Genomic DNA, 14,081 nt, shown 5'->3' with positions numbered 1-14,081 from the left:
TATTCGCCATGCCCGACGGCCACGGGAGCGTCGACCGCGCCGGTGTGTTTGTCTGGTCGACATGAGCAGCGCTCTTCTCGTGATGGACGTCCAACGGGCCGTCGTGGACGCCGTCGGCGCCGACTCCGGATATCTGGCGCGGCTGCGCGCGGCGATCGACGGGGCACGGGCCGCGGACATTCCCGTGATCCACGTCGTCATCGGGTTCCGCCCCGGTTTCCCCGAAGTCGGCACGCGCAACAAGCCGCTCGCCGCCATCGCGCGGGCCGGGCTCTACGTCGAGGGAGCCCCGGGCACCGAGATCCACCCCGATGTCGCGCCCCGGCCCGGCGACGTGGTGGTCACCAAGCGGCGCGCGAGCGCGTTCTCGGGCAGTGACCTCGACGTGGTGCTGAGGTCACGCGGCATCGACAGCCTCGTCCTCGCGGGCATCGCCACCAGCGCCGTGGTCCTCTCCACCGTGTGCCAGGCGAACGACCTGGACCTCGGCCTCACCGTCCTCTCCGACGGCTGCCTCGACCTGGATCCGGAGGTCCACCGGGTCCTGGTCGAGCGGCTGTTCCCGCAGTGGGCGGACGTGGTGACCGTCGACGAGTGGCTCGAGAAGGCCGCGGCGCGATAGGACAGGAGCGGACATCCATGCGCGGGACTACTACGCCGTGGGCCACGACTACGTCCCGTTCGTGGAGGTCACGCCTTCCGGCGGGGGGCGGGCGGGGTGAGCGTCGACCCTTCGGTCATGTGCGGGCACCGCGCGCCGTCGGCCGGGAAGGCGATCTCCGTCTCCTCCTCCATCGCCGCGAAGAAGCGGCGGCCCTCGGGCGACTGTCGCGAGGTGGACCAGGCGTAGCCCTCGCCCTCGGCGAGGACCGTGTGGAGGGCGTGGCGCGCCAGGCCCTGGCCCTGCCAGTGGGCGGCCACGGCGATGTTGAGGATGTGCCCGATGCGGCACGGGTGGCAGAGCTGGTAGCGCAGACAGCCGATCGAGCGGTTGTGCGGGTCCAGCATCGTGAGGGCCTGGCAGCTCGCCGGGGACGTCTCGGGGACGTGCTCGTAGTGGGCGGCGGGCGGCCGGGCCGGGCGGCTCACGCGGATCTGCCGCCTCGTCTGTGGCTCCCGGCGGTCCTGGTCGCTTCGGCTCCGGTGGTTCCCGCGCCTCCGGCCAGCGCCGTCGCGTCGTGCTTGAAGGCCCATTCCATCGTCGGCTCCATCGCGAAGCGGAACATCCGCCGCACCGGCGGGGTGCACAGGAACGTGATGACCGCTCCCGCGATCAGGGTCACGGTGATCTCGCCGAGCGGCGTGTGCAGCCAGTCCGCCTCGTACCAGCCCCAGAAGCGCGAGCCCTTGGCGAGGAAGCCGTGCAGCAGGTAGCCGTAGAGGGTGCCCGCGCCGAGCGCGGTGAACCAGAGCTTCCGCCCCGGCACCCAGGCGAAGAAGCAGGCCACGAGGACCAGCGAGCAGCCGAACATCGCGAGCGTCATGACGCCGCCCGTCCAGCCGGGCGCCGCCAACTCCTGTGCGCTGTCGCGCCGGTAGAACCAGGCGGCGTTCATCCGCGGCGCCGCCCAGTACGCGAAGAGCAGCGCCGCCGCGAAGACCGGCAGGGCCAGGATCCTGGCCTCCTTCCTGCGCACGAGCTGGAAGTGCTCCGGCTTCAGGACCAGGCCGAGGACGAAGAAGGGCAGGAACTGCAGCACGCGTTGCAGGTCGAGGTCGTCGCCGATGTCCGGGGAGACGGACGCGAGTACGGCGACGGCGAGGGCGATCGGCAGCGGCCAGCGGACGATCTTCCACAGGGGGGTCGTCAGGCGCCAGACGAACAGCGCGATCAGGAACCAGGTCAGGTACCAGGGATCGAGCAGACTGATGGGGTACGTCGGGTCGTCGCCCGCCCAGCGTTTGAAGAACGTGTACGCGACCTCGAAGATCACGTACGGCACGGCGATCCCCGTGACGAGCCGCCTGACGCGGCCCGGGCTCGCGTCGAAACTCCGTGAGAAGTAGCCGGAGATGACGATGAACGCGGGCATGTGGAAGGTGTAGACGGTGAGGTAGAGCGCCGCGGCGGCCCTGCTGTCGCCGCGCAGCGGCTCCCACGCGTGCCCCATCGCCACCAGGACGATCGCCAGGTACTTGGCGTTGTCGAAGAACGCGTCCCTGCGCTTGACGGGTGGGCCGTCCGCCGACGTGCCCGTCGGCCCCGGCGCCACCGGGTTCCGCGCTCCGGCCCGGTCCCGTCTTCCTGCGGCAGGGGACGGCCGTTGGGGCGGGAGCGGCATCGCGTGACGTCCCGTCGACCGCGTCATGTCGCTCACGATGCCTCCCGCAGGGAACCTCGGCCCGCGAAATCACATCTTGGTGGAAATGTGGGTGTCGCGTCGTCGCAGCACATCGCCAGCACCCTAGCCACAGATCTACAGTCGCGTAAAACCTCACTGGTCACGAGCCGTCACTTCACATCTTCTACAGACGCGTAGAAGTAAGCTTCCCGGGCAGCTTTCCCTCACACGAGGGAAAGACCCAACGAAGGGAGAGCGGATTCATGGGCGTCATCGGGTGGATCGTTCTCGGCCTGCTGGCCGGAGCGATAGCCAAGGCGGTGCTGCCGGGGCGCGACCCGGGCGGGCTCATCGGGACGACGCTGATCGGCATCGCCGGGGCGTTCGTCGGGGGCTGGCTCTCGTCGCGGTTCCTGGACCGGCCGGTGGAACGGCAGTTCTTCGACCTCACCACCTGGGGGTCGGCCATCGCGGGAGCCCTGGTCCTGCTCATCGGCTACCGCCTCCTGTTCGGCAACTCGCGCGACTGACCGCCGAGTCCGCCGCCCACCCGGTCCGCGGCCGCCACCCCCCGCTGCTGGAGAAGGAGCACGGTGAGGTCGTCCGCCGGGATGGAGTGCCCGGTGTGCCGGTGGAGCAGACCGAGGAGACGGTCGATCGCCTCGTCGAGCGTGGGGGCGGTCAGGGCGGCCAGGGCGCGCCGGTCGAGGGGGAAGCAGGCACCCTCGGCGTCCCGCGCCTCGGTGAGGCCGTCGGTGTGGAGCAACAGGCGCTGGTCGGGGCGGAGTTGGACGCGGCGTACGCAGGGGTCGGGGTGCAGGCCCAGCGGCGGTGACGCGTGCGGCAGGGCGAGCGGGGTGATGCGGCGGCCGATGCGCAGGGGCGGCGGATGGCCGCAGTTGACCACGTGGATCTCGTCGGGGCGCAGGTCGACGACGAGGAGGGAGACGAAGTCCTCGGGGCCCAGGGCGGGAGCGAGCCTGGCGTCGAGGACACGGGCGAGGCGGGCCGGGTCCTCCTCGGTGGCGGCCGCCTGACGGAACGCGGCCCGCACGGCCTCGGCCAGCGGGGCGGCGGCCGGACCGTGCCCCTTGACGTCGCCGAGGATCAGGCGGGGCCCCGCCGGGGCGCGCACCACGTCGTAGAGGTCGCCGCCGAGCGGCGCGCCCTCGGCGGGACGGGTGCACGCGGCGAGGGTGAGGGAGACCTCCGCCATCAGCTCGGACAGCCCCGGCAGCGGTCGGGCACGGTGCACGCACGCCCCCTTCCCCAGTGCGAATCCCCCAGCATGAACGCGCGTGAACGCGCCCACCCTCACCGACACGGGCCAGGAAGGGCAGCAGGGCACTCTTTCACCCCGGAGGGGCCGGCCGGATCGAAGCGACCGAAGTTCTGCGCGCACGGCCTCCCGTCTGCTAGCACCGAGATCAGCGGGCGGAAGCCGCGGCGTGATCGGGAAAGGGGCGGTGGCGGTGACCACGGAGCGACTGGTGGGAAACCTGCCGGAGGAGACCGGCCGGCTGGTCGGACGGCGGACGGAACTGGCGCAGGTGGTTCGGCTGTGCGAACGGTCGCGTCTCGTCACGGTGACCGGCGTGGGCGGGGTCGGCAAGACACGGCTCGCCCGGCGGGCGGCGGGCGAGCTGCAACCGTCCTTCGCGGACGGCGTGTGGTGGGTGGAGCTGTCCCCGCTCAGCGAGGTGAGCCAGGTGCTGCCGTACGCCATCGCCGAGACGCTCCCGCTGGCCGACCAGTCCACCCGTCCCATGCTGGAGGTGGTGGCCGAGTACCTGGCCGACCGCGAGGTGCTGCTCGTGCTCGACACCTGCGAGCACCTGGTGGAGGCGTGCCGTACGGCGGTGGTGACGCTCCTTGCCGCCGCGCCGGGGCTGCGGTTCCTGGTCACCGGCCGCCGCACGCTCGGCCTTCCGGCCGAGGAGGCCCTCGTCCTCGACCCGCTGCCGGTCCCCGCCGACGACGGCTCCGACGCCGGGGAAGAGGCGGCGGACGCGCTGGTGCTGCTCACCGAGCGGGCCGCCGAAGCCGTACCCGGCTTCACGCTCACCGCGGCCGACCGCGCCGAGGCCGGGCGGCTCTGCCGACGCCTGGAAGGGCTGCCGCTCGCCCTCGAACTGGCCGCCGCCCGGCTGCGCGAGCTGCCGCTCGCCGAGCTCAACCGGCACCTCGCCGACCGCTACGCGACCCTCGGCAACACCGAGGACGAGGACTTCGACGCCGATCCGCCCTGGCACCAGGCGCTGCGCACCGCCATCGGCTGGAGCCACCAGCTGTGCACCCCCGCCGAACGCCTCGCCTGGGCCCGGCTCTCGGTCTTCGCGGGAACCTTCGACACCGAAGCGGTCCGGCAGGTGTGCGCCGACGAGCTGCTGCCCGCCGCCGAGATCCCTGACCTGCTGGGCGCCCTGGTCGACAAGTCGCTGCTCGGCTGGATGCCGACCGGGGCCGGGGAGCGGTACCGGATGCTGGACACCATCCGCGAGCACGGCGCCTTCTGGCTGCGCGGGCTCGGCGAGGAGGACGAGCTGCGCCGCCGCCACCGGGACCACTACCTGGCCCTGGCCCGCTGGGGCGACGCCGCGTGGATCGGGCCCGACCAGTTCGCCTGGTTCGACCGGATGACCGCCGAGCACGACAACCTCCGCGCCGCTCTGGAGCAGGGCCTGACGGAGACGGACGAGGACCACACCGCCCTCGAGCTGTCGGCCGCCCTGTGGTTCTTCTGGTACGGCTGCGGGTTCGTCAAGGAGGGCAGGCACTATCTGGACCGGGCCCTCGCCGCCGACACCGCCCCCTCCCGCGCGCGGGCGCGGGCCCTGTACGCCAGCGGTCCCGTGCTCGTCTACCTGGGCGACCTGCCCGCCCTGGAGGAACGGGCCGCCGAATGCACCGCGCTCGCCGCCTCCTTCGGCGAGACCGAGCAGACCTACGCGACGGCCACCGAGCTGCGGGTGGCCGCCCTGCGCGGCGATCTGGCCCTGGGCGTCTCCCTGGCCGAGGACCTGCTCGCCACGGACTGGCGCGAGGGGCCGCTGGTCCTGTACCCCCTGGCCGCACTCGTCTTCGGGTCCCACACGCTCGTCGCCAAGGGGCGCTTCGAGGAGGCCATCGGCTGGCTGGACGAGCTGAGCGCCGCCTGCGAGGGGAGCGGCGAGCGCTGCATGCGCGCCTGGGGCGACTTCGTCCGCGCCCAGGCCGAGCTGGCACTCGGCCGGTTCAAGGAGGCGCGCGAGCACTCCAGGGCCGCGCTGCTCGTCAAGCACCGGTTGCGCGACGGCGTGGGCAGCGGCCTCGCCCTGGAATCCCTGGCCCGCGCCGCCACCGCCCTCGGCCGGCATCCGGACGCCGCCTGGCTCCTGGGCCTCGCCAGCCAGCTGTGGGACACCCTGGGCCGCTCCCAGGCCGGTGTCCCCTCCATGACCGCAGCGCGCCTGACCTGCGAGCAACAGACCCGTGACGCCCTGGGCGACCACGCCTACGAGAAGGCGTACCAAGGCGGCTACGACACGGACCTGCACGCCGGAGTCGCCCGCGCGCTCACCCCTCGGGAAGGGCACGAGGAGAGCTAGGACGACCGCTCCCCCAGTCTCTCCGCCAGTCGCTCCGCGCCCGCCCCCGTGACCGCCGCGAGCCCCGCCCTTCGCCCCGTCACCACGAGGAGCAGGTCGCCCGCGGGCCCCCGGGCCTCCGCCGGGCCCGCGCCCGTCGACCAGTCCGCGTCGGTCGCCACCAGACGCACCCCGCGCAGTCGCTTCTTCGCTCCGTAGAAGGGGCTGGCCACCACGTGGTCCAGGGCCGCGACCGTCTGCGGCCCCGGCATGGTGCGGGCACGGCCGAGGGGGCGGGCGATGTCCTGGCCGTGGACCAGGAAGTCGGTGAGGGGGTCGAGCGGGGCGGACAGGGGGGCGCGGCGCGGGGAGCCCGCCGTCTCGCGGATCTGCGCGACGAGCTCCGCGGGGGTGTGGCGCGCCGCCCGCTCGCGGGCCTTGTCGTACTCCATGCGCTCCCAGTCGAAACGCGCCCCGATCGCGCCCTTGAGCAGGTCCAGGAGGGTGGTGCGGGTCGAAAGCGTCAGGTGCGCCGCCACGTCGCGCACCGTCCAGCCGGTGCAGAGCGAGTCCCGTCCCCAGTCGTCGGCGTCCAGTTCCTCGAGGAAGTCGGCGATGCCGAGCCGCTCGGCCTTCGTCCACTCCAGTGCCTGTTCACGGTCCATGGCCGTGGCTCCTTCCGCGGTGCTCCGTCGTCCTCGGCTAAGACCGCGGCCGCCCCCCGGACCCATCGACCCAGTAGCGTGACCCGCGTCACATCGCGAGCAAGGGATTCTCCTCCCGCATCAATTGCGCACGTTCCGGAACAGACTCTGCTGCCGGAGCAATCCAGCCGTTAACCTGCAAGAGTGCGGATGCCCCATCCGCCGGGGGAGGTTCTGCCATGCCAGGTGGAAACGGGGACACGCGCGGTGATCACGCCCGCCAAGTGGGCCTGCTGTTGCGTGAGTTGTATGTCAACCGCACGGGCGTCCTGCTGCTCGTCATGAGTCTGGCCGCTGCGGGAATGTACGCCTTGTCGGTGCGCAGCACCGGGCGGACCGAGGAATTCTGGATCGCCCTCGCCACCGGCGTTCTCGGGGCGGCGATATTCGCCTTCGCCCAAGTCGCCCTCACCACGCGGCAGTACGAGCGGTTCCTCGGAAGCACCGTCAAGGACGCCGTGATCGCGGAGATAGCGAAGGCGGGCGAGGAGCTGACCCGCACCTACCGGTCCACGCAGGAGCACTACGTACCGACCACGCAGTACCCGGCCAGCCGGACACCGGACGTCCGGTTCAACAGGGACGTCAATCTGAGCATGCGCTCCTCGACGCAGTACACGTTCCGCGGCCTGACGGGGAAGTACGCGATCTGCCGCCTCGCCTCCCTGAACACCATCCCCAGGGACGTCCGGCTCATCATCGCTGACCCCACGCGGCCCGCGGCCATGGACAGCCGGGCGCGCCGCGAGATGGCCTACCGCGACGGCATGACCTTCGAGCAGGCGCGCCAGGCGCTGGTCGACGGCGTGCACCTCACCCTGGTCGGCGCCTATTTGACCCGCATGCGCTTCGACCGCTGCGAGATATGTCTGACGGCCGACCCGAATCTGGACCGCGTCGAGATCTTCGACGACGACATCTACCTCGCCCTTTTCACCGACACGGAGAACGAGACCTTCCCGTTCCCGCTGGGGCTGCGCTTCAACAAGGGTTCACTGCTGTACCAGACGAACCAGCGGGAATGCAGTCGGCTTCTCGCATCGCCGTACGCGATCAAGTTCGAAGTCCCCAAGAACCTCTCGGAGTTCGAGTACTGCTCTTTCCTCCAGCAGCTCGGCGTGCAGCTCAGCCATGCCGCCTTCCTGGAATTCCGTGACCGGTACGAGGAGTTCCTGCGGGACACCGCGCCTCAGATGATGACGGCGAGCAGCTGATGGCACGGGCCCTTCCCGAGGTGTACGAGCTGGCCGAGGCCCTCGAACGGCTGGCGGGCCCCGACGACGACGGCGGCGAGCACGTCCGCGCCGCCCTGGCGGGGTTCCACTGCCGTCTGGAGGCGCTGCGCCGCAGCCTGAACCGATTACCCAGGACGGCGTTCGAGAGCATGCTCGTCAACTCGCGCGAGACGCCCACCCACTTCAAATGGAATCTCTACCGCGGTCCGTGCTCCGGGCTCACGCTCTGGCTGCACGAGTACAAGCCTCCCGACCTGGTCGACGCGGCCTACGTGGAGGCCCCGCACAACCACCGCTACGGCTTCACCTCGCTGATCCTCACGGGCGGCTATCTGCACACGCGCTTCCTGGTCGAGCCCGCGGGCAGGGACCGGGCGCGCGTCACCGACGTCCGCCCGGAGTTCCTGGCGCCCGGCGCCACGTACACGCTGACCCCCGACGACTGGCACAACGTCACCCGCGCCCGCGAGGGCACCGTGACCCTGATCGCGCAGCAGCGCCCGACGCGCGCGTACAGCACCTCGCTCAGCACGCCATCCGACGTACCGCTCGGTGCGCACACCGGCACGCTGCGTCATCACTATCCTGTGGAAGCCCGTTGGCGCACCTTGCGTTCGGTACTGGGCCACCCCCACGAGAGGAAGAGCCAGTGACCGCACAGGACTTCGAGACCGGGCGCGTGGCCACGCTGCGCGGCATCGTCCGCAAGCTCTGCGCCGAGCACGACGACCGCCTCCCGTTCCACGGCTGGCACCACATCGCCTTCGTCTCCTCCAAAGGGGTGGAGTTCGCCCGGCGCAACGGCTCCGACACCGAGATCGTGGCGGCCGCGGCCCTCGTGCACGACCTCAACTACCTGGTGCGCAAGAACTCCGAACCCTCCGCGGGCGAGTCGCTGCGCGCGCACCACCTGCGCCACAGCGGATTCACCGACGCGGAGATCGACCGCATCGAGGCCGTCATCACCGAGTCCCACACCGCGTCGCGCACCTGCGAGATCTCCCCCGAGGGGGCGGCGCTCAGCGACGCCGACACGCTCTTCAAGGCCGTACCGATCACCCCCGTCGTCCTCTCCCACCGCTATCTCGCGGAGAACGACATCAGCCTGGGGCAGCTGGCCCGCAAGATCGTCGACGAGCAGGCGCCGCTGGTCGAGGAGGGCATCTACTTCTACGACCCGGACGCGCGCGACCGCTATCTGCCGTGGGCGACCGCCAACCTGGACCTGTGGAAGAGCCTGCTCGACTCGCTGGACGACCCGGACGTCAAGGAACTGCTCAGGTCCGTCAACGTCCGCTGACCGCCGACGCCCTTTCCGGTACCGCCCGAGACCGGGACCGAACGGCGAAATCCGGCCGCCGAGGCGCGCAGCGGAGCCGGTGAGAAGACGCAGGTGGTTTTCTCCGTGGACGGGGTAGCGCTTCCCTCTACAGGTTTACGGACCATACTGGTCGGGCCCCGACCACACACAGAACGAATCCATGGCCAAAAACAGCAGCTCAGCGACCACCGTCCCCGACACCGCGTGGCTCGGGCGCGGGCGCCACCTCGGGCCCGAGCCCGAGCAGGACGTCCGACGCAACCTGATCGCCCTCAAGGCGGCCGGGGTGCTCGACGACTTCCTGGAGCTCGAACCCGCCGAAGCGGCGCGCTCCACCGTCCTGCACCCGCGGGACGAGTCCGCCGACCCCGGCCCCGCCGCCCGGCGCGTCTTCGAGGCGCGCTGGCAGGCCGACGACGTCACGGTGCGCGCACAGCTCACGACGTACGACCCGGAGGCCCGCCGCAAGGAGGGCGAGGGCGTCACCTGGGTGCTCGCCGCCGAGGCGGAGCGCGCCTGGGACCTGAGCTGGCCCTCGCCCGCCACCATGTTCTGGCCCGACAGCGAGCGCGTCGCCTGGGACCACGACACGGCGGCCGACGTGCGCCTGCGGACGACGAACCACCTGCCGAAGGACGACGACGAGCTGCGCCGCAGGCTGCGGGAGTGCGCCAAGCAGAGCTGGTACGTCCACGTCGTGGTGCACGAGGCGATGACACCGGACGCGGCGGGCCAGCAGCCCGTCTCCGTCTTCCTGCCGCCGGGCCTGCGCCACCGGGTGGTCGAGCACCGGGGCACTCCGGAGCAGGCGCAGATCGCCGACTTCGCGCTGAAGCGCGAGCTGAGCGTGCGGATGCCGCGCGGCGGCGCCGTCGTCCTGCCCTCGTCCCCGCAGGAGCCCGAGTACGACGTGGACCGCTACACCGTCCGCAGCGTCTTCCTCGACGGCTCGGAGCCCACCGAACTGCTCGACAGGATCAAGGAGTTCGCCGCCCTTCCGCGCCCGCTGCCGGCCGACGCGGAGCGCGCCCTGACGCGGCTGCGCCAGGGCTGGCACCTGCTCACCCAGGACGAGGAGCTGGTCCACGCCCAGGGGATGGTCACCAAGTACGCCGAGGCGCTCGAAGCCATGACGAAGTCCTGCGACCTCTACCGGGAGGCGGCCGAGGCGGCGCAGGCCGCGCTCGCCGAGTCGGCCGGGGGCGACGGCGTGCTCCGCTCCCCCGCGCCCGGCCACGTCAAGGCGGAGGGATCGCCCCTGAGCGCCCTCACGAAGGCGTTCGGCCGCTTCCGGGACCCGAACAAGTAGCGCGGCGGCGATCGCGCCGCCCCCGCGCGCCCGCGACCGGCAGGACGAAGCCGACCTCGGCGCCGCCGCCCCCGTCGGCGGCGGCCGCCGCGAACACCGTGCCCGCGTCGGCCGTGACGATGTCGTGCACGATGGCGAGCCCGAGGCCGGAGCCCGGTGTGGCCTGGGTGCGGGAGCCCCGGTGGAAGCGGCCGAAGACGGCCTCGCGTTCGTCCGGGTCGATGCCGGGCCCCCGGTCACGCACGGAGAGGCGGGGCCCCGCGACGTGGACGGTGACCGGTGTGCCCTCCGGGCTGAACTTCACCGCGTTGCTCAGCAGGTTGTCCACGCAGCGCTGCACCGCCCTCGGCCTGGCCAGGACCGGCAGGGGCCCGTCGGCCGTGACGTCGATGGCGCGTCCCGTCCTGGTGCGGTGGCGGTGCGCGGTGTCCTCGGCCAGGGTCACCAGGTCGACGGCGGCGGGGGCCTCGTCCGTGTAGCGGTCGGTGGCCAGGTCGACGAGTTCGCGTACGAGGTCGTCGAGGGCCGCGGTCTCGGTGACCAGGGTGGTGAGGATCTGCTGCTCGTCCTCGGGCGCGAGCCTGCCCCTGGCCCGTTGCAGCAGTTCGGCGCTGCCGCGCACCGAGGTCAGCGGGGTGCGCAGCTCGTGGCTCGCGTCCTGGACGAGTTGCTGCTGCTGTGCGCGCGAGCGGCGCAGCGCCGTCAGCATCGTGTCGAAGCTGCGGGTCAGCTGGCCGATCTCGTCGGATCCGGCGGGCGGCAGCGGGGCGGACAGGTTTCCGGTGGTGGTGATGTGCGCGGTGGTGCGGGCCAGGTGGCGGACCGGACGCAGGACGCGGCCGAGGACGAGCCAGCTCAGCAGGGCGGAGAGGGCGACGGCGGCCGCGGTGGTCAGGGAGACGCGCCACAGGAACGCGTCGTCGACACGCGCGGCGCCCTCGTAGCTCTGCCCGACCATGACCGCTCCCCCGCCGGGCAGCGGCCGGGTCAGGACGCCGTACTCGGTCCCGTCGACGTCGATGTCGGCGCGGCTCTCCCCGCGCCCCGTCCCGGCCACGCGCAGGGCCGCCTCGGAGACCGGCAACCTCACTGCGCCCGGGGAGAGTTGACGTACGGTCCCCTTCGCCGACACGACCTGTTCGGTCGTGTCCTCGCGGGGCGGCGGGGGCAGCTCGGCGGCGAGCAGGGCGACGACGGTGTCCGCACGGTCGTCGAGCCCTCTTTCGAGCTCGTCGCCGACCAGGCCGCTGACGCCCCGGTAGGACATGACGGCGGCCAGGGCCATGGCGAGCGCGGCGGCCGCGACGACGACCGCGGTGATCTTCGTACGGAGCATCAGGCGGTCCGAACGGTGTAGCCGACGCTGCGCACGGTGTGGATCAGCCGGGGCTCGCCGCCCTGTTCGGTCTTCTGGCGCAGATAGCCGATGTAGACGTCGAGGGACCGCGACGTGGTGTCGAAGTCGAAGCCCCATATGCGCTCGTACATCTGGGAGCGGGTGAGGACCGTGCCGGGATGGCGGAGGAGCAGTTCGAGAACGTCGAACTCGGTCTTGGTCAGGTCGAGTTGACGCTGCCCGCGGAACGCCTGCCGGGACTCGGGGTCCAGAGCGAGGTCGCCGACGGCGAGCGTCCCGGCGTCGGCGGGCGGTTCGGTGCGCCGCAGCAACGCGCGGATGCGGGCGAAGAGTTCCTCGGTCGCGAACGGCTTGGCCAGGTAGTCGTCGGCGCCCGCGTCCAGGCCCGCGACGCGGTCGCCCACCTCGTGACGTGCCGTCAGGACGAGGACCGGCATGCGGTCGCCCCGCCTGCGCAGCATCCGGCACAGTCCGAGGCCGTCGAGCCCCGGCATCACGACGTCCACCACGGCGAGGTCCGGCCGCTCCTGTTCCAGCCTGCCGAGGGCCTCGACGCCGTCGGCGGCCAGGAGCACCCGGTAGCCCTCGAAGCGCAGCAGCTGGTCCAGGGTGCTGCGCACGCCCGGATCGTCCTCGACGACCAGCACCGTCCTGCGGTGCCCCGTTTCCTCTGTCATGTGATCATTTTCGTCGGCGGCGGAAGAGGTCGGGACACCGGCCCGTCAGTCGTGGACGGGCCGCACGGCGATCGGCGGCAGCGCGCGCAGGCACGAGGTGTCGCCGGGCGCTCCGGTGCGCAGGAAGCGGGTGGAGACCCCGGTGACGCAGCCGCTGAGCTCCATCTCGGGCACGTGCCCCGTGTTGCGCACGGAGAAGAACCTGCTGTCGCGGAACTGCCCCGCCGCCGCCTTCCCGTTCGCGTCGGGGGTGTTGGCGTCGAGGTCACCGGAGAGCACGAGGACGGGGACGTCAGGGACCGAGAGCTTCGGCTCCGGAGCGCTCTGCCGCGGCCAGCCGACGCACACGTCACCGCCGTCCGTGGGCCCCTCGGTGAACCCCTCGGCACTGAAGGCCCCGTGCGCACCGGTCCCTGCGCCCTTCAGCGCGGCGCGGTACTGGCGCCGACGGACGTCCTTCGGCGCGCGCTTGTCCCACGCCGTCCGGTAGTCGTTGCAGACGACCGCGATGTACGGCGCCTGGTCCTCCGTGCTGCCCGTGGCCCCGTCCTCCTTGACCAGCGCCCGCAGCGGCGCCGTGTCGCCCTTGGCGAAGCGGTGCAGGGCGTGCGGCAGATCACCGAGCAGCGAGGGCTCGTCCGGCGCCATGCCGACCTCGCGACTGGCCGCCTCGTACATCAGGTTGGCGAGCTTCCCTTCCGTGAACTTCACCTGGTAGGAGCCGTGTTCGGTGGTGATCGGTACGGTCATGGGCCTGGCCCGCAGCCGCGCGGCGGCGGTGGCCAGGTCCTTGACGGCCCGCTTCCCGTCACAGGCGGCGGGAGCACCGCGCTCGCAGACGCGGCGCAGGGCCAGCGACACCGCCTGAGCGCTGGGCCGCGCCAGCGGGTCGAACTCATGGGGATAGGCCCCCGACAGCACGAGGGAGCGCACGCGCTCCGGGTGACGGGCGGCGTACACCGGCATGAGGTAGGTGCCGTACGACAGGCCGTAGAGGCTGAGTTGACGCACGCCGATCCTGGCGCGGACGGCGTCGATGTCGTCGGCGGTGGCCGCGGTGGTGTAACCGGCGGCCTTGGGGCCGAGGTTCTCGGCACACCGCTCGACGGCGGCTCGCTGCCGCGCCCGCGTCCCGAACCGGTACTCGGCGTCGCCGACGCCGCACGGAATCCGCTCCGACCTGCCGGTGCCACGCGGATCGACGAGCAGCAGATCGTGATCCTTCAGGAGATCGCCGAGGCCCAGCGCGAACAACTCCGCCTTCCCGATGGCGACTTCACCGGGCCCACCGGGATTGACGGCGACGGTCCCCGCGGCGGCACCGGGTGCGCTGTGCCGCACGACGGCGTAACTCACCCCGACGTTGCCGAGCTCCGGCTTCCCCGTGACGAGCGGCCGCTCAAGGGACCCGCAGTCGACCCGGTGCCCCGGCACGGTCACGGCCGCACACCACTCGGGCACCGCGGGCACGTCCCCCCGCCCGGCGACGGCCACATCGGGCAACGCGCCCACCACCAACGCCATCGCCCCCACAGCCAGCCCCACCCGCCGCGCCACTCTCTTGTACGCCCTGTCCGCCATGCCCGCTCCTTCGTCTGCCCGGCGTGTGTCCGGTGCGGGTACGACACTG

Annotated in this window: 14 protein-coding genes; 7 read left to right on the top strand and 7 right to left on the bottom strand. The window is 72.0% G+C overall.

Going from position 1 to position 14,081, the window contains the following annotated elements:
* Nucleotides 1-61 precede the first annotated feature (61 nt).
* Nucleotides 62-622: a cysteine hydrolase family protein gene (locus tag KY5_RS32700; protein WP_098245587.1), complete on the top strand. Its 561-nt coding sequence runs from the start codon at nucleotides 62-64 to the stop codon at nucleotides 620-622.
* 68 nt (nucleotides 623-690) lie between these two features.
* Here KY5_RS32700 and KY5_RS32695 read toward each other — a convergent pair whose 3' ends face one another.
* Together KY5_RS32695 and KY5_RS32690 are read right to left on the bottom strand one after the other, a co-directional pair.
* Entirely contained in the window at nucleotides 691-1,089 is a 399-nt protein-coding gene (locus KY5_RS32695; RefSeq protein WP_098245586.1) for a GNAT family N-acetyltransferase, read from the bottom strand.
* Nucleotides 1,086-2,309: an acyltransferase family protein gene (locus tag KY5_RS32690; RefSeq protein ID WP_098245585.1), complete on the bottom strand. Its 1,224-nt coding sequence runs from the start codon at nucleotides 2,307-2,309 to the stop codon at nucleotides 1,086-1,088. The genes KY5_RS32695 and KY5_RS32690 overlap by 4 nt, the downstream gene beginning before the upstream one ends.
* 236 nt (nucleotides 2,310-2,545) lie before the next feature.
* On the opposite strand from KY5_RS32690, the gene KY5_RS32685 reads away from it, so the two are divergent.
* A complete protein-coding gene (locus KY5_RS32685; RefSeq protein ID WP_098245584.1) occupies nucleotides 2,546-2,812 on the top strand; it encodes a GlsB/YeaQ/YmgE family stress response membrane protein in 267 nt (88 codons plus the stop codon).
* On the opposite strand, the gene KY5_RS41550 is transcribed toward KY5_RS32685, so the two are convergent.
* The gene (locus KY5_RS41550) at nucleotides 2,779-3,537 is read right to left on the bottom strand and encodes a PP2C family protein-serine/threonine phosphatase (RefSeq protein WP_107645718.1); all 759 of its coding nucleotides are present in this window, start codon (nucleotides 3,535-3,537) and stop codon (nucleotides 2,779-2,781) included. The genes KY5_RS32685 and KY5_RS41550 overlap by 34 nt on opposite strands.
* A gap of 217 nt (nucleotides 3,538-3,754) precedes the next feature.
* Between KY5_RS41550 and KY5_RS32675 the strand changes: the two genes are divergently transcribed.
* Nucleotides 3,755-5,869 carry an ATP-binding protein gene (locus KY5_RS32675; RefSeq protein WP_159072647.1) on the top strand — a complete coding sequence of 705 codons (2,115 nt, stop codon included), beginning with the start codon at nucleotides 3,755-3,757 and terminating at the stop codon, nucleotides 5,867-5,869.
* Here KY5_RS32675 and KY5_RS32670 read toward each other — a convergent pair.
* Nucleotides 5,866-6,513 carry a maleylpyruvate isomerase family mycothiol-dependent enzyme gene (locus tag KY5_RS32670; protein ID WP_098245581.1) on the bottom strand — a complete coding sequence of 216 codons (648 nt, stop codon included), beginning with the start codon at nucleotides 6,511-6,513 and terminating at the stop codon, nucleotides 5,866-5,868. The two genes, KY5_RS32675 and KY5_RS32670, sit on opposite strands and share 4 nt — an antisense overlap.
* Before the next feature lie 218 nt (nucleotides 6,514-6,731).
* Between KY5_RS32670 and KY5_RS32665 the strand changes: the two genes are divergently transcribed.
* The 4 genes from KY5_RS32665 (at nucleotide 6,732) to KY5_RS32650 (ending at nucleotide 10,417) form a co-directional block, all read left to right on the top strand.
* Nucleotides 6,732-7,766, top strand: a complete 1,035-nt coding sequence (locus tag KY5_RS32665; RefSeq protein WP_159072646.1) for a hypothetical protein — start codon at nucleotides 6,732-6,734, stop codon at nucleotides 7,764-7,766.
* Nucleotides 7,766-8,440, top strand: coding sequence for a hypothetical protein (locus KY5_RS32660; RefSeq protein WP_098245579.1), 675 nt, complete (start codon nucleotides 7,766-7,768; stop codon nucleotides 8,438-8,440). The genes KY5_RS32665 and KY5_RS32660 overlap by 1 nt, the downstream gene beginning before the upstream one ends.
* Nucleotides 8,437-9,087 (top strand): HD family phosphohydrolase, encoded by a 651-nt coding sequence (locus tag KY5_RS32655; protein WP_098245578.1) that lies wholly within the window; start codon nucleotides 8,437-8,439, stop codon nucleotides 9,085-9,087. The genes KY5_RS32660 and KY5_RS32655 overlap by 4 nt, the downstream gene beginning before the upstream one ends.
* Before the next feature lie 181 nt (nucleotides 9,088-9,268).
* Nucleotides 9,269-10,417: a hypothetical protein gene (locus KY5_RS32650; protein ID WP_098245577.1), complete on the top strand. Its 1,149-nt coding sequence runs from the start codon at nucleotides 9,269-9,271 to the stop codon at nucleotides 10,415-10,417.
* Here the strand turns inward: KY5_RS32650 and KY5_RS32645 are convergent.
* The 3 genes from KY5_RS32645 to KY5_RS32635 are packed head-to-tail and all read right to left on the bottom strand — an operon-like array spanning nucleotide 10,377 to nucleotide 14,032.
* A complete protein-coding gene (locus KY5_RS32645) occupies nucleotides 10,377-11,753 on the bottom strand; it encodes a HAMP domain-containing sensor histidine kinase (RefSeq protein WP_098245576.1) in 1,377 nt (458 codons plus the stop codon). The genes KY5_RS32650 and KY5_RS32645 overlap by 41 nt on opposite strands.
* Nucleotides 11,753-12,451, bottom strand: coding sequence for a response regulator transcription factor (locus tag KY5_RS32640; RefSeq protein ID WP_098245575.1), 699 nt, complete (start codon nucleotides 12,449-12,451; stop codon nucleotides 11,753-11,755). Before KY5_RS32640 ends, KY5_RS32645 begins: the two co-directional genes overlap by 1 nt.
* Before the next feature lie 45 nt (nucleotides 12,452-12,496).
* On the bottom strand, nucleotides 12,497-14,032 hold the full coding sequence (locus tag KY5_RS32635; protein ID WP_234362967.1) for an alpha/beta fold hydrolase: 1,536 nt from the start codon (nucleotides 14,030-14,032) through the stop codon (nucleotides 12,497-12,499).
* Nucleotides 14,033-14,081: the final 49 nt, after the last annotated feature.

Source organism: Streptomyces formicae (genome assembly GCF_002556545.1).
In the GTDB taxonomy this organism is placed as follows: Bacteria; Actinomycetota; Actinomycetes; order Streptomycetales; family Streptomycetaceae; genus Streptomyces; species Streptomyces formicae_A.
This window is presented reverse-complemented; position numbering and strand designations above follow the sequence as displayed.